We start from the raw sequence: 26,281 nt of genomic DNA on the forward strand, positions 1-26,281 counted from the left end.
ACCGGCCGAATCACCCGGGAGTGGTGACAGACACCCTCCCGAACAGGTAGGCAGGGCCCATGACCAGCCCCATGACCACCGAACCGCTGCCCCTGGACGGCATCACCGTCGTCGCCGTCGAACAGGCCGTCTCGGCTCCCTTCGCCACCCGCCAGCTCGCCGACCTCGGCGCCAGAGTGATCAAGGTGGAGCGGCCCGACGGCGGCGACTTCGCCCGTGGCTACGACACCGCCGCACACGGACTCGCCTCGCACTTCGTGTGGGCCAACCGGGGCAAGGAGTCGATCGCGCTCGACCTGAAGGACCCGCGCGGCCGTGAGGTGCTGCACGGCCTGCTGGCCGACGCGGACGTCTTCGTGCAGAACCTCGCCCAGGGAGCCGCCGCGCGCCTCGGGCTCGACTCGGCCGCCCTGTGCGCCCGCTACCCGCGGCTGGTGGCCGTGGACGTGTCCGGCTACGGCGCACAGGGCCCGTACGCCCACAAGCGTGCCTACGACATGCTGGTGCAGTGCGAGGCGGGCCTGGTGTCGGTGACCGGCACCCCGGAGCAGCCCGTCAAGGCGGGGATCCCGGCGGCGGACATCGCGGCGGCCATGTACGCCTTCTCCGGGGTGCTGGCCGCGCTGCTGCGCCGTGGGATCACCGGGCGCGGCGGCCCGGTGGAGGTGTCGATGCTGGACGCGCTCGCCGAGTGGATGGGCCATCCGCTGCACCACACCATGCACGGCGGGGAGCAGCCGGTGCGCACCGGGCTCGCGCACGCGGTGATCGCCCCCTACGACGCCTATCCGACGGCGGACGGGGACCGGGTGCTGCTGTCGGTGCAGAACGACCGGGAGTGGCGGCGCCTCGTCCAACAGGTTCTGGAGCAACCGGAGTTGGCGGACGATCCGGCGTACGCGACGAACACGGCGCGTACCGGGAACCGGGAGAAGACCGACGCGGTCGTGGCCGAGGCCCTGGGCCGGCTGGGCGCGGACGAGGCGATCGGGCGGCTGGAGGCGGCGGGCATCGCCTGCGCGCGGCTGAACTCGGTGGCGCAACTGGCCGGGCATCCGCAGCTCGCGGCCAGGGACCGGTGGCGGGAGGTGGGATCGCCGGTGGGTCCGCTGCGGGCCCTGCTGCCGCCGATCGGGCTGCCGGGCGGCGCGGCACCGCACATGGGTGCGGTGCCCGCGCTGGGTGAGCACACCGATGATCTCTTGAGCGCCCTGGGGATGGCGGGCGCACAGATCTCGGAACTGCGCCGGGACGGTGTGATCGCGTAGGGCCGGGTGGCCGGACGCCGCCGGACGGGCGAACGGCCGCGGGTGCGGGGTCAGTTACGAGCGGCGGCTGCCGAAGAGCGAGCGACGCAGACGGCGCAGCGGCGCGAAGAGCGAGACGCGCGCGCTCCGGCTCCGCAGACGGTGCGTATGGTCGCGGGAGGTGAGCTCCCGCATCAGCAGCGTCGCCTCCGCGGCCTCCCGGTGCGGGACGGCGGGCCCGCCCAGCACGGCGAGATGGCGGTCGAGGCGCGAGCTGGTCGCACTGCTGCCGCAGGTGATGGCAGGCACGCGAGGCGGCCTGCTGCGCATTGCTATCTGTTCCATGATCTCTCCCCACCCGTACGAGGGCACCCGGCCCGGGCAGGTTAACCCTATCGCCCCCGCGTTGCGCGCGGGTATCCCGGTGGTGTGAATTACCCCTGCGGCGACGGGGAGTTGACGATTACTCAGCGGAGTCGCCCGTTACTCTCCGCACCGAAGGCGGTGCGGGAATCACGCTCCGGAAGACCTCTGCGCGAGTCTCGTCACGACTGGGGTCACTTGGCGCACACTGCGCTAACTTGGAGTGACCGGGCGATGACACATGGGCGCACAGAAGCATTCGGGGGGCTCGCGTGAGTGAGGAATCCAACTCCGATCGTGTCGTGTCGGGCCGCTACCGGCTGCTGGAGCAGATCGGCCGCGGCGGGATGGGTGTGGTGTGGCGGGCCCGCGACGAGGTGCTGGCCCGCGATGTCGCCGTCAAGGAGGTGCGCGCCCCGGCCGGGCTGGACACCGCCGAACTGGAGCGCATGTACCGGAGGCTGGAGCGCGAGGCCTGGGCCGCCGCCAGGGTCTCGCACCGCGGGGTGGTCACGGTCTACGACGTGGCTTCCGAGGACGGCCGGCCCTGGATCGTGATGGAGCTGGTGCGCGGGCTCTCGCTGGCCGACGTGCTGGAGGCCGAGGGGCCGATGACCCCGCAGCGCGCGGCGCACATCGGCGAACAGGTCCTGGCGGCGCTGCGCTCCGCGCACGAGTCGGGGGTGCTGCACCGGGACGTGAAGCCGGCCAACGTACTGATCGCCAACGACGGCCGGGTGGTGCTCAGCGACTTCGGGATCGCGAGCCTGGAGGGCTCCTCGGTGATCACCATGACCGGCGAGGTGGTCGGCTCCCCCGAATTCCTCGCGCCGGAACGGGCGTCGGGGCGGGACCCCGGACCGGGATCGGACCTGTGGTCGCTCGGGGTGATGCTCTACGCCTGCGTCGAGGGGGTCTCGCCGTTCCGCCGGGCCACCGCGCTGGACACGCTGCGGGCCGTGGTGGACGAGGAGCCTCCCCCGGCGCGCCGGGCCGGTCCGCTGGAGCCCGTACTGGCGGGGCTGCTCCGCAAGGACCCCGCCGAGCGGCTGGACGCGGCGGAGGCGGCCCCGATGCTCCGGGTGGTGGGCGCGGGCGGGACCGTACGGGCCTCCGGCGGGCCGGTGTCGGGGCCGTACGGGCCGTCGGCGCCCCGCACTCCCGCACTCGGACAGCCTCCGGTGCCCATGCCCGTGCCCATGCCCATGCCCGTGGCGGGAAACGGGCCGGCGAACCGCATGGCGCACGGCCCGGCGTACGGGACGGCGGGCACAACGGCCGCCGCGGCCGGAACCGGGGAGGGCCGGGGCGCGGCCGGCCCGGTGCTCGCCGCCGGGATCGCCCTGCTGCTGCTCGCCCTGGCCGCGCTGGGCTGGGTCCTGCTCAAGGACCTCGGGGACAAGGGCGGCCGCGCCGGGAGCCCGGGTGCGCCCACGAAACCGGCGGCCACCGCTCCGGCCGCCACCACGGCTCCCCCGGACACCGCTCCGGCGTCCGCGTCCGCGCCACCCTCGGCCTCGCCCTCCGCGGCCCAGCACGTCTCGGTGTACGTCGACGCCGTGCGCACCGCCTACACCGGTAGCTGTCCGCCGCCCGCCGGGCACGCGCCCGCCTTCAGCGCGACCGTCGAGGTGGAGCGGGTCCCGGTGGCGCTGGAGTACCGCTGGGCCACGCGGAGCGGGCGGACCTCCGGGCCCGGCTGGCAGTCCGTCACGTACGAGGCGGCGGGGCCCAGGAGCCGGCGGCTGGAGCACAGCGAGCTGACGCACGTGCCGGGCGGGCTCTTCCAGGACGCGGTCCGGCTGGAGGTGCGGGGACCGGCGGAGGTCGCCACCGAGTGGGTGGCGACCTCCGTGACGTGCGAGGAGGCGACCCCGACGGGCGGGGCCACCTCCCCCGGTACGAGCCCGCCCCCGGCCTCCCCGGTGTCGCCGACGGCGAGTCCCGCGGCGACCCCGGATGCCGGGGAGTCGGGCGGTGCGGATCAGGCCGCGCTGGTGAGGACGGGCAGGTAGCCGCCGGACTGTCCGGCGGCGGTCGGGTGGTAGGACTCGGGGATGTTCAGCCAGTTGACGCTGTGCAGCCACGGGCTGCCGGAGCAGATCTCGTGGCCCGTGAAGGTGCCGGCGACCGAGGCGAAGGCGAAGCCGTGGTTCGCGGCGCGTTTGGCGATGGCGGCGTTGAGGTGGTCGGCGGCGCCGTTGATGGCGGCGCGCTCGCCCTCGGTCAGGCCGGCGGTGCAGGTGCCGTTCAGCTTGTAGAAGCGGGGATAGCCGAGGACGACGACGCGGGCGGCGGGCGCCCGGCTGTCGATGGCGTTGTAGACCTGGTCGAGCTGGGCGGGGAGGGTGGAGTCCACGTAGGCCTTGGCCTGGTTCACGCGGCTGACGCAGGTGGACTCGGACTGGAGCACACAGGTCGTCATGACGTCGGAGAAACCGGCGTCGTTGCCGCCGATGGTGATGCTGACCAGGTCGGTCCCGGAGTTGAGGGGGCCGAGCTGGCCGGAGAGCACATCACCCGTACGGGCACCGGAGCAGGCGGTGAAGGCGAAGGTCTGCGGGGAGTGGGCCGCGGCCCAGAGGGCGGGGTAGGCGCGGGTGGTGCGCTTGCAGTTGCCGCTCGTGCCGTCGTAGTTGCCGGCGCCGAGGCCGGAGGAGTACGAGTCGCCGAGGGCGACGTAACCGAAGTCCGCCTGGGCGGCGGCAGCCTGGCCGGCGCCGAAGAGTGCGGCACCGGCAGCGAGGAGGAGGGAGGAGGTCAGGGCAGCGAAGCGCGACATCTTCATGCTCATGTATGCGGCTCCTTGTGGGGGTTACTCCTGAGTCCGTGGTACAAGCAGCCGAGGGTCGCCGGAAGTGTCCATGCCAAGAATGTTCGGAGCAGGGTCGAGGGCCGAATCTTCACCCGCCCTGCGTTTGAAGGGGGAACTTGGCACCCGATCCGGCGAAACACGGGTGCACGACGGCACCTCGTGCCGGATCATGGGCGCCATGCCAGCCAACCCGCATGACGCGCTGCCGATCCGGCTCAACGTCGACGACAGCGACTCGCCGTCGGACGTCGTCGACGCGCTGTTCCTCGGCCGGTTCGCCTCGGGCGAGCAGCCCTACTCGCACAGCGTGTCGATCGAGCGGGTCAAGGCGGAGGCGACGCTTCTGCCGCCGGAGGCCACGGTGTTGCGCTCGGCGCGCGACAGCGACCGCAGCGCCACCCTCGCCGAGGGCGAGGGCTGGACCATGCTCGTCTCGCGGTGGAGCCGGGGCGCGGACGTCACCGTGACCGCGGTCAGCGACGAACTCGCCGCCGGCGTGCTCGGCGAGGCCACCGAGGGGGTGCAGGACGAGCCGGAACCGCAGCCGGAGAACGTCACGATGGGCTTCTGGTACGTCTCCCCGCGCCGCGGCCCGTACCGGACGACCCGCCAGATCGCGGCCGGGACCTGGGCGGAGGTGCGGCCCAACTACACCGCGCCGGTCGCCGGGGCGATGGACCGGCTGATGAAGGTGACCCCGGACGACATCGCGGGCCGGCTGCTCCTGCTGCACGGCCCGCCGGGCACCGGCAAGACCTCGGCCCTGCGCACCCTGGCCCGGTCGTGGCGGGACTGGTGCCAGGTGGACTGCGTCCTGGACCCGGAGCGGCTGTTCAACGACGTCGGCTACCTGATGGACATCGCGATCGGCGAGGACGAGGGCACGGCGAAGGGCCGCTGGCGGCTCCTGCTGCTGGAGGACTGCGACGAACTGATCCGCGGCGAGGCCCGGCACACCGCCGGCCAGGCACTGTCGCGGCTGCTGAACCTGACGGACGGTCTGCTGGGGCAGGGCCGCAACGTCCTGGTCGGCGTGACGACCAACGAGGACCTGGAGCGGCTCCACCCCGCGGTGGTCCGCCCGGGGCGCTGCCTGGCCCGCATCGAGGTGGGCCGGCTGACCCACCGTGAGGCGGTGGACTGGCTGGGCACCGAGGAGGGCGTCTCCCGCGAGGGCGCCACCCTGGCGGAACTCTTCGCCCTCCGCCGCGGCACGGGCCCGGCGGCGGTCCTGCCGCCACAGCCCCACTCGGAGGCCGGCCTCTACCTCTAGCGGAACTCGGCCCCGCGGGCGTTCGAGGCGCGGGGGCCCGGGGCGGAGCCCCCGCAACCGGCCCGCAACCGGCCCGCGGCTGCGCCTCGGCGGCGGGCGCGGGGCCCCGGCGAACGGGCAGGGCTACTCGGCGGCGTACCGGGCCCGGAGGGCTTCGGTGGCGGCGGCGACCGCCTCCGCCTCCGTCAGACCCAGCCGCCGTACCCGCTCCGCGTACGCCTGCGCGGCCGACGCGGCCTCGCGCGCCGCGCCCTCTCCCGCCGCCGCGACGAAGGTCCCGTTGCGGCCCCGCGTCTCGACCACCCCGTCCGCCTCCAGCGCCCGGTAGGCCTTCGCGACGGTGTTGGCGGCCAGTCCCAGGTCCTCCGCCAGCCCCCGTACCGTCGGCAGCTTGAAGCCGGCCGGCAGCTTCCCGGACCGGGCCCGGGCGGCGATCTGCGCGCGCAGCTGTTCGTACGGGGCGGCCGACCCGGCCGAGCCGTCAATGGTGATCTTCAGGTTCGTCGAGCTCACGCGGCTGATTGTCCACCATCGGCGGTTAATTGGGAGGCGCCGGGCGCGAGCGCCCACGTAGCGTCTGGCGCATGAGCATTCTGATCCGAGATCTGCGTCCCGACGACCTCCGGGACGTGGAGTCGGTGGTACGGGTGCGCCGCGCGGCCCTGCCGTTCCTGATCACCAGCGCCGGGGACCTGACCTTCGAACTCTCCTCCGCCCATCCCGCGAAGCACCACCGGGTCCTCGTCGCCGAGACCCCGGACGGAGAGGTCCTCGGCACCGCCCAGGCCGGTATCGCCCACGACAGCCCGCGGCCCGGCCAGGGCTACGTCAACGCGTACGTCGACCCCGCCCGCCGCGGTATCGGCGCCGGCCGGCTGCTGCTCCGCACGGCCGAGGAGCATCTCGCCGCCCAGGGCGCGGTGGACTCCTACGCCTGGGTCCTCGACGAGCCCGCGCACCGCGCCTTCGCCGAGCGGCACGGCTACCGCCCCGGCCGCTCCGGGCACTTCCTGCGCCTGGACCTGGCGGCGGCCGAGCTGCCCGCACTGCCCGACGCCCTCCCGGCCGGGGTGGAGCTGCTGCCCGCGGAGGCCTTCGCCGCGGATCCCCGTCCCCTCTTCGCGATCGACGCCGAGGCGACGGCCGACGAGCCGAGTGACGTGGGCGCCGACCTCGACGACTACCAGGACTGGCTGAACCACACCTGGCACCACCCCTCCCTCGACAAGACGCTGACGATCGTCGCCCTCGTCGACGGGCGGGCGGTGGCCTTCAGCGCCGCCCGGACCGACGGCGCCACCCGCTACGGCTCGGCGATGACCGGCACCCTGCGCGCCTTCCGGGGACGTGGCCTGGCCAAGCTCGCCAAGAACGCCTCCCTGCACCGGGCCCGCGCGGCCGGTTACACCGAGGCGTTCACCGGCAACGACAGCGGCAACGAACCGATGCTCGCCATCAACAGGTGGTTCGGGTACGAGATCTGCGCGACCGAGACGCACTTCACGAGGAGGCTGGGAACCCAGTGGCCGAGCAACTGACCGTCGTCCTGACCAAGGCGGGCCGGACCAAGATCCGCTATCCGGCGACGCAGGTCGCCGACGACGGCGACCGCATCTCCGTCCGGGCCCCCTGGGCGGCGGAGGGCGTACGGGACTTCGGCTTCGTCCGCTTCGAGCCGGGCGACGTGTTCGTCGAGCACTTCTGGCGGACGCGGTGGTACGCGGTCAAGGAGGTGTGGACGGGCGACGGCGTCCTGAAGGGCTGGTACTGCGACGTGACGCGCCCGGCCCTGGTCCGCAGCGGGGAGATCCTGGTGGAGGACCTGGACCTCGACCTGTGGGTCTCGGCGGACGGGACGTCGGTGCTGCGGCTGGACGAGGACGAGTTCGCCGAGAGCGGGCTGGCCACGAGCGACCCGGAGGCGGCGGCCCAGGCGGTCCGCGCCCTGGACGCCCTGGACGACCAGGCCCGCTCCGCTCCCGGCCTGGCCGCACTCCTGCCCTGAAACACCGGCTCCGCACGGGCCGGGGGCCGGTTCCTGAGGCGGTGCTTGTGCCAGCCTTAAGCGGACCCTAAGGATCCTCTCCGGGGCGGTCCGGGCGGCGAAAAGGCGTGGTCCGGGGGCTAGCTTGGCGGGGCCAGGACAGGAAGGGCCGGTCGTGGCGCCGCCGGGGGGCGGCGCCGCCGAGCCCGATTCGCCGGCACGCCCCTGCCTTTGCCCGAAGGAGATCCCTCATGTCCGCACGCCGCCGCACCGTGACGCCGACCCGTATCGCCGCCGCCGGTCTCGCCCCGCTCGCGCTGGTCGCGTACGCCGCCGTGCCCGCGGCCGCACACGGCTCGATGACGGACCCGGTCAGCAGGGTCGCGGCGTGCTACGCGGAGGGGCCGGAGTCGCCGAAGTCCGCGGCGTGCAAGGCGGCCGTCGCCGCGAGCGGGACACAGGCGTTCTACGACTGGAACGCCGTGAACATCGCCAACGCGGCCGGGAACCACCGGGCGCTGATCCCCAACGGTCAGCTGTGCTCCGCCGGCAACGACAAGTACCAGGGGCTGGACCTGGCCCGCGCGGACTGGCCGGCCGGCCCGATGTCCGCCGGCCCGCACACCTTCCGCTACAAGGGCACGGCCCCGCACAAGGGCTCCTTCGAGCTGTACGTGACGAAGGACGGCTACGACCCGACGAAGCCGCTGAAGTGGTCCGACCTGGAGCCCGCGCCGTTCGCGAAGGCCACCGACCCGGGCATGCAGAACGGCGACTACGTGTTCTCCGGGACCGTCCCGAACAAGTCCGGCCGCCACCTGATCTACAGCATCTGGCAGCGCTCCGACAGCCCGGAGGCCTTCTACACCTGCTCGGACGTGGTCTTCGGCAAGGACAACGGCGGCGGGAACGGCGGCAACGGCGGTACGGGGGCCGCGCCGAGCACCAGGCCCAGCACGGGCAACGGCACGGGTACCGGCACCGGCACCGGCACCGGCACCGGGTCCAAGCCGTCCGAGAAGCCCTCGGCCCCGACGGACCAGCAGATCGCCGACGGCGCCGGCAAGTCCTCGGTGGAGCACAACGGCCACGGCGACAACGACCCGAAGACGAACGGCGCGGCCGGTGCCTCCCTCCCGTCCCCGTCCTCGCCCGCCCCCGCGAACCCGGCGGACCCGGGCGCGTCGGCACACGGCAACCTGGCGGAGACCGGCGGCAACAGCGCCACCCCGTCCATCGCCATCGCCGGGGCCGGCGCCCTGGCCGTCGGCGCGGCCGTGCTGTTCGCGGCAGCCCGCCGCCGTGCGACGACGGCGGGCCGGCGCGGCCGCTAGGGGGTGTCCCCGGGCGGACCGCCCGCGTCTCGGGTCAGTCGAAGACCGAGGCGCAGGTGGTCCGTTCGGCGTTGGCCGGGTCGAGGGCGTTGACCGCCTCGTGCCAGGCGATCCGGTCGGTGAGCCCGATGGCCACGTGCTCCGAGAGGTCCAGGAAGCACAGGTCCTGGAGCACGACATTGCGTACGTTCGGCCCCTCCAGGAAGCCGCTCCGGTACGGCGTCACCACCTCGTCGTACTTGGTGGCGATCACCGTGTACTTCACGCCGGGCACGGTGTCCCCGCCCTCGTTGAGCTTCTGGAGGAAGGCGGAGCCGGCGATCTGGTCGGCGAGGCCGGGGGTGGCGCTGCTGATCAGGTCCTCGGCCCCGGGGAAGTACGGGAGGAGCTTGGTGAACCCGAGCAGGGTGGTGCCGTGGTTGTCGGGGGCGAGCCCGACCAGCGCGTTGACCTTCTCGGCGCCGCCGAGGAACTTCAGGTAGTAGCGCGGCATCATGCCGCCCTGGGAGTGTCCGATGATGTCGGTCTTGGACGCGCCGGTGGCGGCGAGCACCCGGTCGACGAAGACGTCGAGCTGTTCGGCGGACTTGTCGATGGGGCCGAGCCCGTTGAAGAAGGGCACGCCGGGCAGCTGGCCGTAGTCGAGCGAGTAGACGCAGTACCCGCGGTGCACCAGGTACGGGGCGAGACCGAGCCAGTTGTCCCAGGAGTTGCCGAAGGTTCCGTGGACGAGGACGACGGGGCGGGGGTGGGCGGCGGACGGCTTGCAGGACCAGTTGTTCCAGCCGCTGCTGGGGGCGGATGCGGCCTGCGCCGTGCCGGTGGGGGCGACGAGTGCGGCTGCGGTGAGGGTGAGGACGGCCAGCGGGCGGAGCAGGCGTCTCCAGGGCAGCATCGTGTGATCTCCTTGCGTTCGACTCAAGGGGATGAGCGTGGGGATTCGTCCCGTGATCCGGATCACAAGAGGGCGCTGCTGCCGCTAAATTACGGGCCAGTAGCAAGGCAGGGAAGTTACGCGTCGGTAAAAACTCGTGTGTCGCCCGAAGCGCTGTGCGCCGGACAGGACGACCGACCCTGACCGACCGTCCGACCGTCCGTCCGTCCGTCCGTCCGTCAGGCGGCCAACGTGCCACGGGCGATGGCGTGCGGACCGAAGCGCGTACGGACCCGGTCGGTGACGGCCTCCAGCCGGCGGGCCTTCTCGTCCTCGGGGTCGAAACTCAGCTGCCGCGCGGCCCGTCCGGCCGGGATCAGCTCCTCGGCCCGCAGGGACAGCGCGCGCACGCGGGCCCGTTGCAGGCCGAGGCCCTCGTACAGGGCGTAGGCCGCGGCGGTCAGGGCCGCCGAGTGCGCGGTGGGTTCGGCCAGGGTGCGGGTCCGGGTGAGCGTGGTGCGGTCGGCGCAGCGCACGGTGAGCGACAGGACGCGGCACACCTGCCCGCCCTCCTGTGTACGAAGCTTCGCTCCGAGCTCCTCCGTCAGCGAGAGCAGGGCCCGCCGGTGCCGTACGGGATCCAGCTCGTCCCGGTCGAAGAGCCGCTCGGCGGCGAGGGCGCGGGCGGCCGCGCCCGGCCGGACCGGGGTCCGGTCGATCCCGAGGGCGCGCTCGTGCACCTCGCGGCCGAGCCGGGCGCCGAGGATCCGCCGCAGGGCGGCGGGCGGCGCGGCGGCGACACGGCCGACGGAATCGAGGCCGTAGGAGCACAGGGTGCGGGCGGCCTTGGGACCGACCCCGTCGAGCGCGGTGACGGGCTTGTCCGCCAGGAAGGCCCGTACGGCGGCGGGGTCTTCGGGGAGCAGCACGGTTCCCCCGGGGCGGGCCTCGCGGGCCGCCGCCCGGGCCAGCATCGGATTGCCGGCCACGCCGACGGCGGCGTCCACGCCGTACAGGGCGAGGGCCCGGACCCGGATCAGGGCGGCCAGCCGACGGGCGTCGCAGCCGAAGTAGCGCAGCGCGCCGCCGACATCGGCGAGGGCGGCGTCCGGCGGCAGCGCCTGCACGGCCGGGGTGATCCCGCCGAGCAGCGCGAGCACCCCGGCGTACTCCCGCGCCCCGAGCGGTCCGCCGCCGGCGGGGTGCAGCCGCAGGCACAGCACGGCGTTCCCGGTGGCGCTCATCCCGCGCTCCCCGGGCTGGAGTGCCACAGCTTGCGGCCGGTCGCGGGGCCGGTGCCCGGCGGCCGGAGGTCCGCCCAGGGGTTCATCTCGTACCCCGTGGGCATGCGGATCGTGCGCCCGGGCCCCTTCGCCGGCGGCTCCCCGCCGGCCGCGTCGCCGGCCGCGTCCCCGCCCGGGGCGGCGGGTTCGCCGGTGCCGCCGCCGGTGCCGTTGCCGGGCGGCTCGGCGAGGCGGGCCGCGACCGCGTCCAGGCCGCCTGTCGCGCGCAGTTCCACCAGCTCCGCCAGGTTCCACGCGGCCGCCCCGACCACGCTCAGGCTCTGCGGGCCCCTGCGCTGCACGACGCCTCGTACCAGCAGCAGGAAGGAATGGAAGACGGTGTGCGCGCACCGCTCGTGACTGTCGTCGAAGAAGGCCAGGTCGACCAGGCCCGTGCCGTCGTCCAGCGTCGTGAAGATGACCCGCTTCCCGGACCGGATCGGCGGGGTTTGGGTGGCCGCCTTGGCTCCCGCGACCAGGACGGTCCGTCCGTGCTCGGCCTCCCGCAGCCGGCGCGCCGGGATCACTCCCAGCTCGGCCAGGAAGGCGTGGTGGTCGCCCATCAGGTGGCGCGAGGTGTCCATGCCGAGGACGCCCAGCTCGGCGCTGAGCCGTTCCGCGTCGGACAGGTCGGGCAGTCCGACGGACGCCGTGGACCGGCCTCCCTCCAGCGGGAGTTGGGGGCCGCGCACGCCGGCCGCCCGCTGCGCGCCGTGCAGTTCGGTCACGTGCAGGAGCAGGTCGCGCCGGTTGGCGCCGAAGGAGTCCAGGGCGCCCACCTGGGCGAGCCGTTCGGCGACCGGGCGCCCGGGACGGGCCCGGTCCCAGAAGTCGCGCAGGGAGGCGTACGGCTGCCCGGACTCGATCCGGGCCGCCTCGGCCCCGCTGATGCCGTGGACGTCGGCGAGCCCCAGCCGCAGTCCCCACACACCACCCGCATCGGACACCAGTTCGATACGGTGGGCGACCGCCGACCGGTTCACGTCCAGCGGCAGCACCGGAACGCCCCGCCGCCGGGCGTCCGCCAGCAGCAGCCGCTTCGGGTACATCCCCGGGTCGTGGGTCAGCAGCCCGGCGTAGAAGGCCGCCGGGTGGTGCGCCTTCAGCCACGCCGACTGGTAGGTGGGCACCGCGAAGGCCACCGCGTGCGCCTTGCAGAAGCCGTAGCTGCCGAAGGCCTCCACGATCTCCCAGGTACGGGCGATCACCTCCACCGGATAGCCGCGCTCGGCGGCCTTCGCCGCGAACCAGACCTTGATCCGCGCCTGCGACGGCGGGTCGGACAGCCCGCGCCGCACGCGGTCCGCCTCGTCCCGCCCGCAGCCGGTCATGACGTCCACGATCTCGATGATCTGCTCGTGGAAGACCACCACCCCGTACGTCTCGCGCAGCGCGTCGGCGAGGTCCGGGTGCGGGAAGCGCACCGGCGCCCGCCCGTGCCGGGCCTCGATGAAGGGCCGCACCATGTCGGCGGCCACCGGACCCGGGCGGAAGAGGGAGATGTCGACGACCAGGTCGTGGAAGGTCGCCGGCTGGAGCCGTCCCACCAGGTCCCGCTGGCCCGGCGATTCGATCTGGAAGCAGCCCAGCGTCTCGGCCGAACGGATCAGCTCGTATGTCGCCCGGTCGCCCGGCGGCACCTGCGCCGGGTCGTCCAGGTCGAGCTCCTCCCCCGTGCCGCGCCGGATCTCCGCGACCGCGTGGGCCATCGCGGACTGCATCCGTACGCCCAGCACGTCCAGCTTGAGCAGCCCGAGCTCCTCCACGTCGTCCTTGTCGAACTGGGACATGGGGAAGCCCTCGCCGCTGGTGGGGACCACGGGCGTACGGGCGAGCAGCGAGGCGTCGGAGAGCAGCACCCCGCACGGGTGCATGGCGATCCCGCGCGGCAGCGCGTCCAGCGATTCGACGAGCTCCCACAGCCGCCCGTACGACTCCCCGCGTACGTCGCGCAGTTCCGGCAGCTCCTCCAGCGCGGCGCGGGCGTCGCGGGCCCGGATGTGCGGGAAGGCCTTGGCGAGCCGGTCGACGACGGCCGGGTCCATGGACAGGGCGGCGCCGACGTCGCGGACGGCGTGCCGGACCCGGTAGGTCTCGGGCATGGAGACGGTGGCGACGCGCTCGGCGCCGAACCGGTCGATGATCCGCCGGTAGACCTCCAGCCGCCGGGCGGACTCCACGTCGATGTCGATGTCGGGCAGGACCCGCCGGCGCTTGGACAGGAAGCGCTCCATCAGCAGGCCGTGCTCGACGGGGTCGGCGTGCGCGATCCCGAGCAGGTGGTTGACGAGGGAACCCGCTCCGGATCCCCGGGCGGCCACCCGGATCCCCATTTCCCTCACGTCGTCCACCACTTGAGCAACCGTCAGGAAATAGGAGGCGAAGCCGTGGTGGGCGATGATGTCGAGCTCGTGGTGCATCCGCTCCCAGTAGGCGGGGTCGCCCGCGTAGCCGCGCAGCACCATGCCGGCGGAGGCCCGGGAGGTGAGGACCCGCTGGGCGCTGCGGTGGGCGGCGCCGACGAGCCGGGCCTCGGGGAAGTGCACGGAGCCGATGCCGAGGTCGTCCTCGGGGTCCACGGAGCAGGCCTCGGCGGTGTGCCGGGTCTGGGCGAGCAGGCGGCGGGCGTCGGCGGGGCCGAGGCCGGCCGCCCGGGCGATCAGGTCGGCGGCCTCGGCCATGGCGGCGGGGGCCTTGAGCCAGCGCTCGCCGGTGTCGAGGGGGCCGCGGCGGTCGATGGGGACCAGGCGGCGGGCCGCGTCGAGGATGTCGGCGACCGGGCCCTGGCCGGGGTCGGCGTAGCGGACGGCGTTGGTGAGCACGGCCGGGACGCCCTGCTCGGCGGCGAAGCCGACGGTACGGGCGGCCAGCCGCAGCGAGCCGGGGCCGGTACCGGTGCGGCCGTGATGGACGGCCTCCAGGCGCAGGGAGTCCCCGTAGACCTCGCGCCAGGGCGCGAGCAGCCGGGCGGCCCGGTCGGGGCGGCCCGCGGCGAGCGCCCGCCCCACTTCGGAGCCGGGCCCGAGGAGCACGAAGACACCCTCCCCGCGCAGGGCGTCCCAGGGGACGAGCGGGACCTCGGGCGCGCCGGCGTGGGCGGCGGTGACCATCCGGCACAGCTCGGCCCAGCCGGCGGCCCCGTCCCGGGCCAGGAAGACGGCCCGGGCGGCGGACTCGTCCAGGAAGGCCCCGCCCTTGACGGGGGTGCGCCGCCGGTACGACGCCTCGCCCGGACCGCCGCCCGCGGAGGACGCGGTCGAGCCCCCCGGCCCGGCCGGGCCCGCCGTGGGGGAACCGGCGGGCGGCACCGCCATGTCCACGCCGAACAGCGGCCGGATGCCCGCCTCGGCCGCCGCCTTCGCGAACCGGACCGCGCCCGCCAGGGTGTCGCGGTCGGTCAGGGCGAGGGCGTCCATGCCCCGCTCGGCGGCACGCTCCGCCAGCCGTTCCGGGTGCGAGCCTCCGTAGCGCATGGAGAACCCCGAAACGGTGTGCAGATGCGTAAAACCAGGCACCCGCGGCCTCCTGCTTCGCTCGTAGAACACCACCCCCGCTCTCCACCATAGAGCAATTCGAATACCCGTGCGAAACAGATGTTCGATCACCGGGGTGCGACGAGGTCATCCGTTCGGCCCGCCCCTGCTGCGGCCCGCCCCGCGCACGCCGAGCGTGTGAGACATGACCCCGTCCCAAGGTTTCCTCGCCGAGATCAAGGACGCCGTGACCACCCGGGCGGCGCTGCTCGTCCTGGGGGTACTGGCGCTCCAGCTCGCCTTCATCACCTCGTACATCGGGGCCTTCCACCATCCGAAGCCCAGCGAGATCCCCATCGCCGTGACCGCGCCCGCCGCGCCGGTGGCCGAGCGGTCCGCGCAACAGCTCGGCGCCCTGCCGGGAGACCCGCTCGACCCCCGCGTGGTCGAGGGCGAGGCCGCGGCGCGCGCCCAGGTCGAGAACCGGGACGTGGACGGCGCGCTGATCATCGCCCCGGCCGGCCGGACCGACCGGCTGCTGGTCGCCTCGGGCGCCGGAGCCTCGCTGTCCCAGGCCCTGGAGGAGGTCGTCGGCGCGGCCGAACGGGCCCAGGGGCGGACCCTGCGGGTCACCGACGTGGCCCCGGCCGCCGAGGGCGACAGCCGTGGCCTGAGCTCCTTCTACCTCGTCATCGGCTGGTGCGTGGGCGGCTACCTGTGCGCCGCGATCCTCGCGATCAGCTCCGGCGCGCGGCCCGCCAACCCACACCGCGCCGTCATCCGGCTCGGCGCCCTGCTCGTGTACGCGCTCGCGGCCGGACTGCTCGGCGCGGTCATCGCCGGCCCGGTCCTGGACGCGCTGCCCGGCAGCATCTGGGGCCTGTGGGGACTGGGCACCCTGGTCGTCTTCGCGGTCGGCGCGATCACCCTCGCCTTCCAGGGGCTGGCGGGCGTGATCGGCATCGGCCTGGCGATCCTGGTGATCGTGGTCCTGGGCAACCCGAGCGCGGGCGGTGCCTACCCGTACCCGCTGCTGCCGCCGTTCTGGAGCACCATCGGCCCGGCCCTGCCGCCGGGCGCCGGCACGTACGCCGCGCGCTCCATCACCTACTTCAGCGGCAACGGGGCCGGCGGACCGATGCTGGTACTGAGCGCCTGGGCCGTGGCCGGCTCAGCCATCACCCTGGCCTGCGCCACCCTCCGCCGAGGCCGCCCGACGTAACCCCTGCGGGGTTGCTCGGCGGGTCCGGGGCTGCTTCGCGGGGTCCGGATCGTCCTGCGGGGCGGGATACGGGCACGGTGGAGCGCGGTCGGGGGGCCGGGCAGGGGTGTCTCCTCGGCCCGGCGCGTGCGGCCTTGTCGTGCCGAGCCGGCTTCCGCCGGGGCGCCGCACCCCACCGCCCAGCCGCGCAGCGGCAAACTCAGCCTCGCCGGCGTTTGAGGCGCGGGGCCCGGGGCGGAGCCCCAGCACCACCGGCGGGAGCCGGGCGGCGGGGGCGGCGGCGTGCGCCTGCGGGGGCCGGCACCGGAATTGCCCCCTGAGTGCGCCCTACCGCACTCCTCCCCCAGCGAGCACAATCGCCGTGACGACTCACACCGATCCACACCGACCGTGAGGGAGGGAGCGCGTGCGCCATCAGGTGCGCACAGCGGACGGGCGTGCTCTGACCGTGGAGCGCTGGGGCGATCCGGAGGGCAAGCCCGTCTTCCTGCTCCACGGCATGCCCGGAAGCCGCCTGGGCCCGGCCCCCCGGGGCATGGTCCTCTACCAGCGCCGGATGCAGCTCATCGCCTACGACAGACCCGGCTACGGCGGCTCCGACCGTCACCCGGGCCGCACCGTCGCGGACGTGGCCCATGACGTTGCCGCCGTGGCCGACTCCCTCGGTCTGGACAGGTTCGCGGTGGCGGGCCGCTCCGGAGGCGCCGCCGGCGCCCTCGCCTGCGCCGCGCTGCTGCCGGAGCGGGTCACCCGCACCGCGGCGATGGTCGGGCTGGCCCCCCGGGACGCGGAGGACCTGGACTGGTTCGCCGGAATGGCCGCGTCGAACGTCCGGGAGTACACCACCGCCTCCACCGACCCCGAGGAACTGGCCGCCCGGCTGATCCCGCGCGCCGACGGCATCCGCAAGGATCCGGGACGGCTGTTGGACGAGCTGCGCCGGGAACTGACCGACAACGACCGCATGATCGTCTCGGACGCCGGGCTGCGGTCGATGCTGCTGCGGAACTACCGCGAGGGGCTGCGCCATTCGGCGTACGGCTGGATCGACGACGTCCTCGCCTTCAGCCGCCCCTGGGGCTTCGACCCGGCCGACATCCGCTGCCCGGTACTGATCTGGCACGGGGAGCTCGACGTGTTCTCCCCCGTGGGCCACTCCCGCTGGCTGGCCCGCCGGATCCCCGGGGCCACCACCACGATCGAGCCGGCCGCAGCCCACTTCGCGGCCCTGCGCGCGCTGCCCGACGTACTGAACTGGCTGCTGCGCGACCTCCCGACCCCGCCACTCAGCGAACAGCAGCCCGCGTAACGGCCGTTCGGCCTCCCCGCAGCACCCCCAGGGGCCCCGCCCGGCCCCCGGCGAGGTGCGCCCCGCCGCTACGGCGAGCACCTCGAACAGTGTCACGCCGAGCCCCGGCCGGGCCTCCGGGGCGGCCCTCCCGTGCACCGCCGAAAGAAAAGGATCTTGCCGTCCGGCGAACGGCCGAACAAGCCACCTCGGGAAATACGCCGCACTCGCTATAGAACGGTTGACCAGGCGTCATGTCTCGGTTGCCAATGGGGTGTGGCCGAGTAAAGTCCACGCTTGACGGCAGCGCGTCGCTGTTGTCATTCACATGCCCATTCCACTGACTTCCCCGAGGACGGTGTCGTGAACACTTCCGCAACCCCCCCGACCAGCACGGTCAAGGCCCGCCGGGTCCCGCTCGCCAAGATCGACGTCGAAACCGCGTCCGCGGCCACGACGCTCGGTCGCGTGCTCCCGGCCGCATCCGGCCGTCCGGTTCAGGCACCGATCTTCAACTCCGCGCTCTGAGGCGGAGCGAGAGCTCTAGACTGGCCAAATGACCGGCCTGATCGCATTTCGCGAGATCGTCCTGAAAGTTCACAGCAGATGCGATCTCGCTTGTGATCATTGCTACGTCTACGAACATGCAGATCAGAGCTGGCGGGCCCGGCCGAAAGTGATCTCCCCCGAGGTTATTTCACATACCGCGTCCAGGCTCGCCGAACATGCCCGTGACCATGCACTCCCCTCCGTCACGGTGATTCTCCACGGAGGGGAACCCCTGTTGGCGGGCACGGCCCGGCTCCGACTCGTCTGCGAGGAGTTCAGCCGGGCGCTCTCCGGGATCGCCGCCCTCGACCTGCGGATCCACACCAACGGGCTCCAGCTCGGCACCCGTTGCCTCGACCTCTTCGCCGAGTTCGGCGTCCGGGTCGGCATCTCCCTCGACGGGGACCGCGCCGCCAACGACCGCCACCGCCGCTTCGCCGACGGCCGTACGAGCCATCCGCTGGTCCTCGCCGCCGTCGAGCGGCTGCGCTCCGCGCCCTACCGCCACCTCTACCAGGGCCTGCTCTGCACCGTGGACGTGGCCAACGACCCCGTCGCCGTGCTCGACGCGCTCGTCGAACTCGAACCCCCGCGGGTGGACTTCCTCCTTCCGCACGCCACCTGGGAGACACCCCCCGCCCGTCCGGACGGGGAGCCGGACGCCTACGCCCGCTGGCTCCTGCGGATCTTCGACCACTGGGAGCGGCTGGGCCGCCCGGTGCCCGTACGGCTCTTCGAGTCCCTGCTGTCCACCCTGCGCGGCGGCCCCAGCCTCACCGAGTCGCTCGGCCTCGCGCCCACCGACCTCGTCGTCGTCGAGACCGACGGCACCCTGGAGCAGGTGGATTCCCTCAAGAGCGCCTTCGAGGGGGCCGCCGCCACCGGGTTCAACGTCTTCGACCACTCGTTCGACCAGGTCGCGGCCCATCCCGGGGTCCGCGCCCGGCAACTGGGCCTCGCGGGCGTCAGCGACACATGCCGCCGCTGCCCCGTCGTACGTTCGTGCGGGGGCGGGCTCTACACCCACCGGTACCGCGACCGCAACGGCTTCGACAACCCCTCCGTGTACTGCACCGACCTGCGCGAACTCGTGGACGGGGTCGAGGGCCGCACCGCGCTCCGGGAGACCGCTCCCCAGCTCTGCGACCCGGCCGAACTGGCCCGCTCCCAGGAGGAGCTGACCCGGATGCTGCTGGCCCGGCTGAATGCGGACCTGGCCGGCGACCCCGACTGGGCGCAGGCCTGGGAGCTGGTGGCCGCCGTGGAGCGGGCCGGAGAGGCGGGCGCCGACGCGCTGGACGCCGTACTGGACCACCCCTTCACCCGGACCTGGGTGCTGGCGGCCCTGGACGCCGCGCGGGACGGCCGCCCCGGCGGCCCGGAGGCGGCCCGCCGGCTCACCGCGCTGGCCGCCGCGGCGGTGCTGCGCGGCGGGCTGGACCTGCCGGCCGAGGTGGCCTACCGGGACGGCGAGGTGTACCTGCCGACGCTCGGGCTGCTGCGGCTCGGGGAGCCGGGCACGCAGGGCCGGGCCTCGCTGCGCGTCACCGACGACGGCTACGCCGCCCGGGACGGCCGCTCCGAGCACCGCTTCGGGCCGGCGGCCGGCGACGCCCGCTGGCAGCCCGTACGCACCTGGTCGCCCGGCCCGGACACGGCGCCGGTGGCGCTGGAGGACCTCGACCCGTACCGCAACTGCTTCCCCCGCCCGCCCCGGCTGCGGCTCGGCGCCGGCGAGACCGAGGAGTGGCGGGGCAGGCTCGACCGGGCCTGGGCCCTGCTGCACAAGGCGGTGCCCGGGTTCGCCCGGGCGGCGGCGGCCGGGCTGACCACCCTGACCCCGCTCGCGGGCGGCCCGCGGGCCGGCGGCTGGGGCGAGGCGGGCCGGCACGGGCCGGGTGCGCTCGGGGTGCCGTACGCGGCGGGAGTACGGGAGACCGCGCTCGCGCTGCTGACCGGTCGGCGGCGGACCCGGCTGCGGGCCCTGACCGAGGTCGCCGACCTGTACGCGCTGGACGGGCAGTGGCAGCATCCGTCGCCGTGGCGGTCGCGCCCGGTGCCGGTGTCGCGGCTGCTGGCCGACGTGCACGAGCGGGTGGCGGTGGAGGCGTACCGGCGGGCGACGGCGGGTCCCGAGCCGGGCGGCGCGGACCGTATCCACGAGGCGCTGGACCGGCTCTCGGCCGCGGCCGAGCTGACGGTCACCGGCAAGCATTTGGTGGCGGAGCTGCGCTACGAACTGAAAGCGGTCGACGCGTGAGCGCACACTCCCACGCCCACTCCCACTCGCACGCCCACTCCCCGGCCCCGGCGCCCTCCCCGGCGGGCCCGGGCCGGGGCCGCCGGACCACGGGCGCCCTGCAGCTCGCGGTGCAGCTGCGGCTGCTGGGGGTACGGCCCGGGATGCGGCTCCTGGTGCACGCCTCGCTGCGCGGGACCGGACTGCGCCCGGAGCAGCTGCGTGACGCCCTCAGGGGCGTCCTGGGCCCGCGCGGGACCCTGGTGGTGCCGGCGTTCACCCCGCAGAACTCCAGGACGTCCAGCGCCCACCTGGAGCGGATCGCCGGGATGGACGAGGCCGAGGTGCGGGCCTTCGTCGACCGGATGCCCCCCTTCGACCCGGCGAGCACCCCCAGCCAGGGCATGGGCTCCCTCGCGGAGGCCGTCCGGACCGCGCCCGGCGCCGCGCGCAGCTCCCACCCGCAGACCTCCTTCGCCGCGCTCGGCGCGGACGCGGAGCGGCTCTGTGCGGGCCACCGCCTGGAAAGCCACCTGGGGGAGGAGACACCCCTGGGAAAGCTGTGCTGGGAGGGCGGACAGGTACTCATGATCAATGTGGGGTTTTCCGTTTGCACCGCTTTCCATCTCGCGGAGTACCGAATTCCGAAGCCCCCCTTGCGCATGTACGAGTGTGTGGTGAAGGTGAACCTTCCGGAGGGTCATCAGGGGTCCCGCCAGGAGGGGGAGTGGACCGCATACGAGGACGTCGCACTGGACGACCGTGACTTCGCGGAGATCGGCAGGGCGTTCCCGGATTCGCGGGTGCGCAGGGGGCGGGTCGCAGCGGCGTCGTGCATGCTCTTCTCCGTCCCGGAAGCCGTTGACCACGCCCTTGACTGGATGACCGAAAACAGACGCTGATTGACTGAACGATGAGGGGATGTGGCGAAGCAGCTCCGGAATGATGTTTCTTCGCTCGCAGCTTCGGGACGGGGGGCGTGTGCCCGCATCAGTGCAGCCGTACTTTTTTCTCAGTTATGCGCATACACCGAGATTCGGGGCCGGGGGGCCCGACCCCGACATGTGGGTCGAGCGCCTGTTCCGGGATCTCTGCAGCCATGTCATGGCGCTGACGGATCTGCCCGCGGGGGCCGAGGCCGGTTTCATGGACCGGGAGATACGCAGCGGCGAGGGCTGGTCGGAGCGGCTCGGGGCGGCGCTCGCCACCTGCCGGGTCTTCGTCCCGCTGTTCTCGCCGCGGTACTTCGCCAGTGAGATGTGCGGCAAGGAGTGGTACGCCTTCGCGCAGCGGGCGATCCATCAGGGGGCCCTGAGCAACCAGCCCGCCGAGGCCATCGTGCCCGCGTTATGGGTGCCGGTGCCTCCCTCGCAACTCCCCGGTCCGGCCGAGCGGTTGCAGTTCAACCACAACACCTTCGGCGAGCGCTACGTCACCGACGGGCTGTACGGGCTGATCAAACTGCGCGGTTACGCCGAGCAGTACGAGCGGGCCGTGTACGAGCTCGCCAAGCGCATCGTCCGGGTCGCCGAGACCGTCCGGCTCGAACCGGTCCGCCCGCTGGACTACCGGGGGGTGCCGAGCGCCTTCGGCCCCACAGGCGGCGGCAGTCCCGCCCGCACCCTGCACGTGACCGTCGCCGCCGCCTCCCGGCACGACCTGCCGGACGGCCGCAGCCCCGAGTACTACGGGGACAACGCGCTGGAGTGGAACCCGTACCACCCGGTGGCGCAGCGGCCCATCGCCTACGTCGCCGAGGACCTGGTCAAGAACCTCAACTACCAGACCAGCATCGGCTCCTTCGACGACGAGGCCGGGCACTACGACAGCAAGCAGCCCCCGACCCGGCCGGAGATCCTGATCGTCGACCGCTGGGTGGTGGAGGACGAGCACCGGCGCCAGCGGCTGGCCGCCTTCGACCAGGAGTCCCGCCCGTGGGTCAACGTGGTCGTGCCGTGGAACCGCTACGACCACCAGAGCCGCGCGAAGGAGACCGAGCTGGCGCGGCGGCTGGAGGAGACGCTGCCCGTCAAGATGGGCCAGGGCCGGGCCGCCTGCCGGGCCGCCGCGAACGGGGTGGCCAACATGGAGACCCTCGGGCAGATCCTGCCGCAGGTGGTCGAGGCCGCGGCGCAGCAGTTCCTCAGGCACGCCCAGGTCTACCTGCCGGCCGGCAGCACCCACACCGAACGCCCTCGACTGCTGGGGCCGATGGGGATGAGCGGGCCTCCGGCCCCGCCGCGGGCGCCCTTCCCGCCCGACACGTTCGGCGGCCACAACGACGGCAACGACAGCAACGACACCGACCGGGGGGACGCGGATGACAGCGAGTCGTGACAGCAGGGACGGCCGTGACGGACGCATCGTCACCTTCTACTCGTACAAGGGCGGCACGGGCCGCACCATGGCCCTCGCCAACACCGCCTGGATCCTGGCGGCCAACGGCAAGCGGGTCCTGGCGGTGGACTGGGACCTGGAGGCGCCGGGCCTGCACCGGTTCTTCCACCCGTTCCTGGACCCGTCGACGCTCGGGGCCACCACCGGGGTCATCGACCTGATCAGCGAGTACGCGTGGGCGGCCACCAGTCCGGTGACGCGCGCGGACGACTGGCACAAGGACTACGCGCGGATCCAGCCGCACGCCGTCTCCCTCACTCCGGAGACGCTGGGCTGGGAGTTCCCGGACGGCGGAACCCTGGACTTCGTCTCGGCGGGCCGGCAGAACCGCGAGTACTCGGCGACGGTGTCCACCTTCGACTGGGACAACTTCTACGACCGGCTCGGCGGCGGGCTGTTCTTCGACGCCTTACGCGCCGACATGAAGAGCAACTACGACTACGTCCTGATCGACAGCCGTACGGGCCTGTCCGACATCGCGGACATCTGCACCGTGCATCTGCCGGATGTCCTCGTCGACTGCTTCACGCTGTCCGACCAGTCCATCGACGGTGCCGCGTCCGTCGCCCGTCAGATCGACGAGCGGTTCAACGACCGCGGCATCAAGATCTATCCCGTTCCGATGCGGATCGACGAGGGCGAGAAGGAGAAGGCCGACGCGGGCCGGGCGCTGGCCCGGATCAAGTTCGACCGGTTCCCGGGCGGCCTGGTCGGGGACGAGCTGACCTCCTACTGGGGCGCGGTGGAGATCCCCTACCGGCCGTACTACGCCTACGAGGAGACGCTGGCCACCTTCGGCGACGAGGCGGGGCTGACCAACTCCCTGCTCTCGGCCTTCGAGCGGCTGACCGCCGTGGTCACCGAGGGTGAGATCACCTCCATGCCCGCCATCGGCGAGGAGGTCCGTCTGCGCATCAGGGACGCCTTCACGCGGCGGCGCCCGGCGCTGCCGGCCGACCTGTTCCTGTCGTACGTCGCCGAGAACCGGATGTGGGCCGACTGGATCGAGTCGGTGCTGACCCGGGCCGGCTTCCGGGTGGTGCCGAAGGACGTCTCGGCCGAGCGCCCGGCGCCGGCCGCGGGCACCGGGTCCGGCGGGGACACGCTGGGCGGCGGCACGGGCATCAGCGTCGACACCGCCGCCCGGACCGTGGTGCTGCTCTCCACGGCCTACCTGAAGTCCGCGCGGGCCGTGGACGTGTGGGAGCGGGCGGCCGCCGAGGACCCGACCGGGGGCCGGCGCCAGCTGGTGCCGCTGAGGGTGGGTGACGTACGGCTGTCCACGCCGTACATCGACCGCAACCCGGTGGACCTGTTCCGCCTCGACGAGGTGCACGCCACCGCCGCCCTGCTGCGTGCGGTGGAGCGGCCCATGGCCCTGCCCGACAGCGTGGCGAGCGCCTCGCAGCCCGGCCCCCGTTTCCCGGGGACCGTTCCGAAGATCTGGAACGCTCCGCCCCGCAATCCCGGGTTCACCGGCCGCAGCATCGTGCTGGAGCGGATGCGCGACCAGCTCGGCGGCGGCATGGCCGTGGTGCTCCCGCAGCCGCAGACCCTGTTCGGCCTCGGCGGCGTCGGCAAGACCCAGGTGGCGCTGGAGTACGTGCACCGGTTCATGGCCGACTACGACCTGGTGTGGTGGATCTCCTCGGAGCAGACCGACGACGTGGTGGCCGCGCTCGCGGAACTGGCCGTACGGCTGGGGGCGCAGACCGGCGAGGACATGGCGGCCGCCTCCCAGGAGGCCATCGACCTGCTGCGGCGCGGGGTGCCGTCCTCCCGCTGGCTGCTGGTCTTCGACAACGCGGACGATCCCGAGACCCTCAAGCGGTTCTTCCCGCCGGGCGGTCCGGGCCATGTGCTGGTGACCTCCCGCAACCAGTCCTGGTCGCAGTACGGCGACGCGCTGCCGGTGGACGTGTTCCTGCGCGAGGAGTCCATCGAGCACCTCCAGCGGCGGGCCCCGGGGCTCACCAAGGAGGACGCCGAGCAGGTGGCGATCGCGGTGGGCGACCTGCCGCTGGCCGTCGAGCAGGCGGGCGCCTGGATCGCGGAGACCGCGACGCCGGTGGCCGCGTACATCGAGCAGCTGGCCCAGCAGGCGGCGAGCGTGCTGGGCCTGAACCAGCCGCCCGGATATCCGGAGCCGGTGGCCGCGACGTGGAACATCTCCATAGAACGGCTCCAGTCCCGTTCCCCGGCCGCGGTCCGGCTGCTCCAGCTGTGCGCCTTCCTCGCGCCGGAGCCGATCTCCGCGAACCTGCTCTACAGCAAGGAGATGATCGACGCACTCAAGCCGTACGACGCCTCGCTCCAGGAGAAGCTGGTGCTGGGCCGGGTGATCCGGGAGATCGGCCGCTTCGCGCTGGCCAAGGTGGACCAGGTCAGCAACAGCATCCAGGTGCACCGGCTGGTGCAGGCGGTGATCCGGTCGCAGATGCCGGAGGAGGATCAGCGGGAGGCCCGGCACGCCGTCCACCGGATCCTGGCGGGCGCCCGCCCGGACGACGACGAGCCGATCGACAACCCGGAGACCTGGCCGCGGTTCAACACCATCTGGTCGCACCTCACCCCGTCCGAGGCCCGGTACTGCAAGGAGCCGGAGACGCGCAGGCTGCTGATCGACCGGGTCCGCTACCTCTGGAAGCGCGGCGACTTCAAGGCCGCCTACCAGCTCGGCGAGGAACTGCGCGACGCCTGGAAGGAGATGCTCGGCAACGACGACCTGCAGTACCTGTACCTGCGGTTCCACCTGTCGAACATCCTGCGTTCGCAGGGCCGGTTCGTGGAGGCGAAGGAGCTGGACGAGGTCACGCTGGAGCGGCAGCGCGCGGTGCTCGGCCCCTCGCACCCGCACACGTACATGACCATGAGCGGTCTGGCCAACACCCTCGGCGCGCTGGGCCAGTACGGGCAGGCGATGGAGCTGGCGACCGACGCCCACGAGGGCTTCAGCCAGATCTTCCACGAGGCGCACCCGCGGACCCTGGCCGCCGCGAACAACCTGGCGCTGAACCTGCGGCTGGTCGGCCAGTACACCCGGGCCCGCGAGATCGACACGGAGGTGTACGACCTGCGCACGGAGGTGCTCGGCCCGGAGCACCCGTACACCCTGTCGTCCGCGCAGAACCTCGCCCGCGACCTGCGCGAGGTGGGCCGGTACGAGGACTCGGTGCAGCTGCTGAGCCGGACGTACGAGATCTACAAGCGGACGCTGGGCAGGGCGTTCCCGGGCACCCTGTCGGCCGCGAAGAACCTGGCGGTGTCGCTGCGCCGGGCCGGGCAGCTGGAGGACGCGCTGCGGCTGACGACGGCCACCCGGGCCCGCTACCGGGCCAAGTACACCTCGGTCAATCCGGACCTGCTCTCCTGCGAACTGAACCTGGCCTCGGACCTGTTCGCGACCGGGGACCCGGGCGGGGCGCGGGATCTGGCGCAGGAGGTGGTCGACGAGTACATGAAGGTCCCGGGCGAGCGGCACCCGTACACGCTGGCGGCCGTGAACAACCTGGCGGTCTTCCACTGGGGCACGGGCGCGGCGGAGCCGGCGGAGGCGATGCTGCGGCAGACGATCCGGCTGATGCGGGACGTCCTGGGCGACAACCACCCGCACACGGTGTTCGCGCATCTCAACCTGGCCAACACCCGGGCCGACCTGGGTGATCCGGAGGGTGCCCTGGAGCTGGAGCGGCTCGCCGTGCTGCGGCTGCGCGAGGCGCTCGGGGCACACCATCCGGAGACCCTGGCGAGCAGCTCCAACATGGCGATCAGCCTGGACTCGATGGGCCGCAAGGAGGAGGCGGCCCGGCTGCGCGCCGAGGTGGTGTCCGAGCTGACCCGGCTGCTCGGCGAGGACCACAGCCTGACCCGGTACGCGCGTGACGAGCGGCGGGTCCACCGGGACCTGGAGCCGCTCGCCGTGTGATCCGACGGAGGACGG

Annotated in this window: 19 protein-coding genes; 13 read left to right on the top strand and 6 right to left on the bottom strand. The window is 73.4% G+C overall.

What is annotated here, in order from left to right:
* Positions 1 to 71 precede the first annotated feature (71 nt).
* Positions 72 to 1,268: a CaiB/BaiF CoA transferase family protein gene (locus NRK68_RS07675; protein WP_257857791.1), complete on the top strand. Its 1,197-nt coding sequence runs from the start codon at positions 72 to 74 to the stop codon at positions 1,266 to 1,268.
* Positions 1,269 to 1,322: 54 nt separating this feature from the next.
* Here NRK68_RS07675 and NRK68_RS07680 read toward each other — a convergent pair whose 3' ends face one another.
* Positions 1,323 to 1,592 carry a hypothetical protein gene (locus tag NRK68_RS07680; protein WP_183069355.1) on the bottom strand — a complete coding sequence of 90 codons (270 nt, stop codon included), beginning with the start codon at positions 1,590 to 1,592 and terminating at the stop codon, positions 1,323 to 1,325.
* Between the two features lie 290 nt (positions 1,593 to 1,882).
* Here NRK68_RS07680 and NRK68_RS07685 point away from each other — a divergent pair, with 290 nt between their 5' ends.
* The gene (locus NRK68_RS07685) at positions 1,883 to 3,625 is read left to right on the top strand and encodes a serine/threonine-protein kinase (RefSeq protein WP_257855417.1); all 1,743 of its coding nucleotides are present in this window, start codon (positions 1,883 to 1,885) and stop codon (positions 3,623 to 3,625) included.
* Here the strand turns inward: NRK68_RS07685 and NRK68_RS07690 are convergent.
* The gene (locus NRK68_RS07690; RefSeq protein WP_183069393.1) at positions 3,595 to 4,398 is read right to left on the bottom strand and encodes an SGNH/GDSL hydrolase family protein; all 804 of its coding nucleotides are present in this window, start codon (positions 4,396 to 4,398) and stop codon (positions 3,595 to 3,597) included. The two genes, NRK68_RS07685 and NRK68_RS07690, sit on opposite strands and share 31 nt — an antisense overlap.
* 205 nt (positions 4,399 to 4,603) lie before the next feature.
* Between NRK68_RS07690 and NRK68_RS07695 the strand changes: the two genes are divergently transcribed.
* A complete protein-coding gene (locus NRK68_RS07695) occupies positions 4,604 to 5,698 on the top strand; it encodes a DUF5925 domain-containing protein (protein ID WP_183069353.1) in 1,095 nt (364 codons plus the stop codon).
* A 123-nt stretch (positions 5,699 to 5,821) separates the two neighbouring features.
* Here NRK68_RS07695 and NRK68_RS07700 read toward each other — a convergent pair whose 3' ends face one another.
* Positions 5,822 to 6,211 (bottom strand): GntR family transcriptional regulator, encoded by a 390-nt coding sequence (locus NRK68_RS07700; protein WP_257855418.1) that lies wholly within the window; start codon positions 6,209 to 6,211, stop codon positions 5,822 to 5,824.
* Between the two features lie 71 nt (positions 6,212 to 6,282).
* Here NRK68_RS07700 and NRK68_RS07705 point away from each other — a divergent pair, with 71 nt between their 5' ends.
* The 3 genes from NRK68_RS07705 (at position 6,283) to NRK68_RS07715 (ending at position 9,016) form a co-directional block, all read left to right on the top strand.
* The gene (locus NRK68_RS07705) at positions 6,283 to 7,236 is read left to right on the top strand and encodes a GNAT family N-acetyltransferase (protein WP_257855420.1); all 954 of its coding nucleotides are present in this window, start codon (positions 6,283 to 6,285) and stop codon (positions 7,234 to 7,236) included.
* Positions 7,221 to 7,703 carry a ribonuclease FAU-1 family protein gene (locus NRK68_RS07710; protein ID WP_183069351.1) on the top strand — a complete coding sequence of 161 codons (483 nt, stop codon included), beginning with the start codon at positions 7,221 to 7,223 and terminating at the stop codon, positions 7,701 to 7,703. The genes NRK68_RS07705 and NRK68_RS07710 overlap by 16 nt, the downstream gene beginning before the upstream one ends.
* Before the next feature lie 230 nt (positions 7,704 to 7,933).
* Entirely contained in the window at positions 7,934 to 9,016 is a 1,083-nt protein-coding gene (locus tag NRK68_RS07715; RefSeq protein ID WP_183069350.1) for a lytic polysaccharide monooxygenase auxiliary activity family 9 protein, read from the top strand.
* A 34-nt stretch (positions 9,017 to 9,050) separates the two neighbouring features.
* On the opposite strand, the gene NRK68_RS07720 is transcribed toward NRK68_RS07715, so the two are convergent.
* From NRK68_RS07720 to NRK68_RS07730, 3 genes are all read right to left on the bottom strand, one after another.
* Positions 9,051 to 9,911, bottom strand: a complete 861-nt coding sequence (locus NRK68_RS07720; protein ID WP_183069349.1) for an esterase/lipase family protein — start codon at positions 9,909 to 9,911, stop codon at positions 9,051 to 9,053.
* 218 nt (positions 9,912 to 10,129) lie between these two features.
* Entirely contained in the window at positions 10,130 to 11,134 is a 1,005-nt protein-coding gene (locus tag NRK68_RS07725; protein ID WP_257855421.1) for a DinB/UmuC family translesion DNA polymerase, read from the bottom strand.
* On the bottom strand, positions 11,131 to 14,688 hold the full coding sequence (locus NRK68_RS07730; RefSeq protein WP_183069347.1) for a DNA polymerase III subunit alpha: 3,558 nt from the start codon (positions 14,686 to 14,688) through the stop codon (positions 11,131 to 11,133). The genes NRK68_RS07725 and NRK68_RS07730 overlap by 4 nt, the downstream gene beginning before the upstream one ends.
* Before the next feature lie 163 nt (positions 14,689 to 14,851).
* Here NRK68_RS07730 and NRK68_RS07735 point away from each other — a divergent pair, with 163 nt between their 5' ends.
* The 7 genes from NRK68_RS07735 to fxsT all read left to right on the top strand — a co-directional run bounded on the left by NRK68_RS07735 (position 14,852) and on the right by fxsT (position 26,266).
* Positions 14,852 to 15,868, top strand: coding sequence for a YhgE/Pip domain-containing protein (locus tag NRK68_RS07735; RefSeq protein WP_257855422.1), 1,017 nt, complete (start codon positions 14,852 to 14,854; stop codon positions 15,866 to 15,868).
* Between the two features lie 406 nt (positions 15,869 to 16,274).
* On the top strand, positions 16,275 to 17,177 hold the full coding sequence (locus tag NRK68_RS07740) for an alpha/beta fold hydrolase (protein WP_183069345.1): 903 nt from the start codon (positions 16,275 to 16,277) through the stop codon (positions 17,175 to 17,177).
* Positions 17,178 to 17,519: 342 nt separating this feature from the next.
* Positions 17,520 to 17,684 (top strand): FxSxx-COOH cyclophane-containing RiPP peptide, encoded by a 165-nt coding sequence (gene fxsA / locus NRK68_RS07745; protein WP_063838172.1) that lies wholly within the window; start codon positions 17,520 to 17,522, stop codon positions 17,682 to 17,684.
* A gap of 28 nt (positions 17,685 to 17,712) precedes the next feature.
* Entirely contained in the window at positions 17,713 to 19,965 is a 2,253-nt protein-coding gene (gene fxsBH, locus NRK68_RS07750; protein ID WP_257855424.1) for a radical SAM/SPASM protein FxsBH, inactivated beta-hydroxylase extension form, read from the top strand.
* The gene (locus NRK68_RS07755; RefSeq protein ID WP_308296086.1) at positions 19,962 to 20,846 is read left to right on the top strand and encodes an AAC(3) family N-acetyltransferase; all 885 of its coding nucleotides are present in this window, start codon (positions 19,962 to 19,964) and stop codon (positions 20,844 to 20,846) included. The genes fxsBH and NRK68_RS07755 overlap by 4 nt, the downstream gene beginning before the upstream one ends.
* A gap of 43 nt (positions 20,847 to 20,889) precedes the next feature.
* Positions 20,890 to 22,281 (top strand): TIR-like protein FxsC, encoded by a 1,392-nt coding sequence (locus NRK68_RS07760; RefSeq protein WP_257857792.1) that lies wholly within the window; start codon positions 20,890 to 20,892, stop codon positions 22,279 to 22,281.
* Positions 22,265 to 26,266, top strand: coding sequence for an FxSxx-COOH system tetratricopeptide repeat protein (gene fxsT, locus NRK68_RS07765; protein WP_183069343.1), 4,002 nt, complete (start codon positions 22,265 to 22,267; stop codon positions 26,264 to 26,266). Before NRK68_RS07760 ends, fxsT begins: the two co-directional genes overlap by 17 nt.
* Positions 26,267 to 26,281: the final 15 nt, after the last annotated feature.

Source organism: Streptomyces yangpuensis (assembly GCF_024666385.1).
Taxonomy (GTDB): Bacteria; Actinomycetota; Actinomycetes; order Streptomycetales; family Streptomycetaceae; genus Streptomyces; species Streptomyces yangpuensis.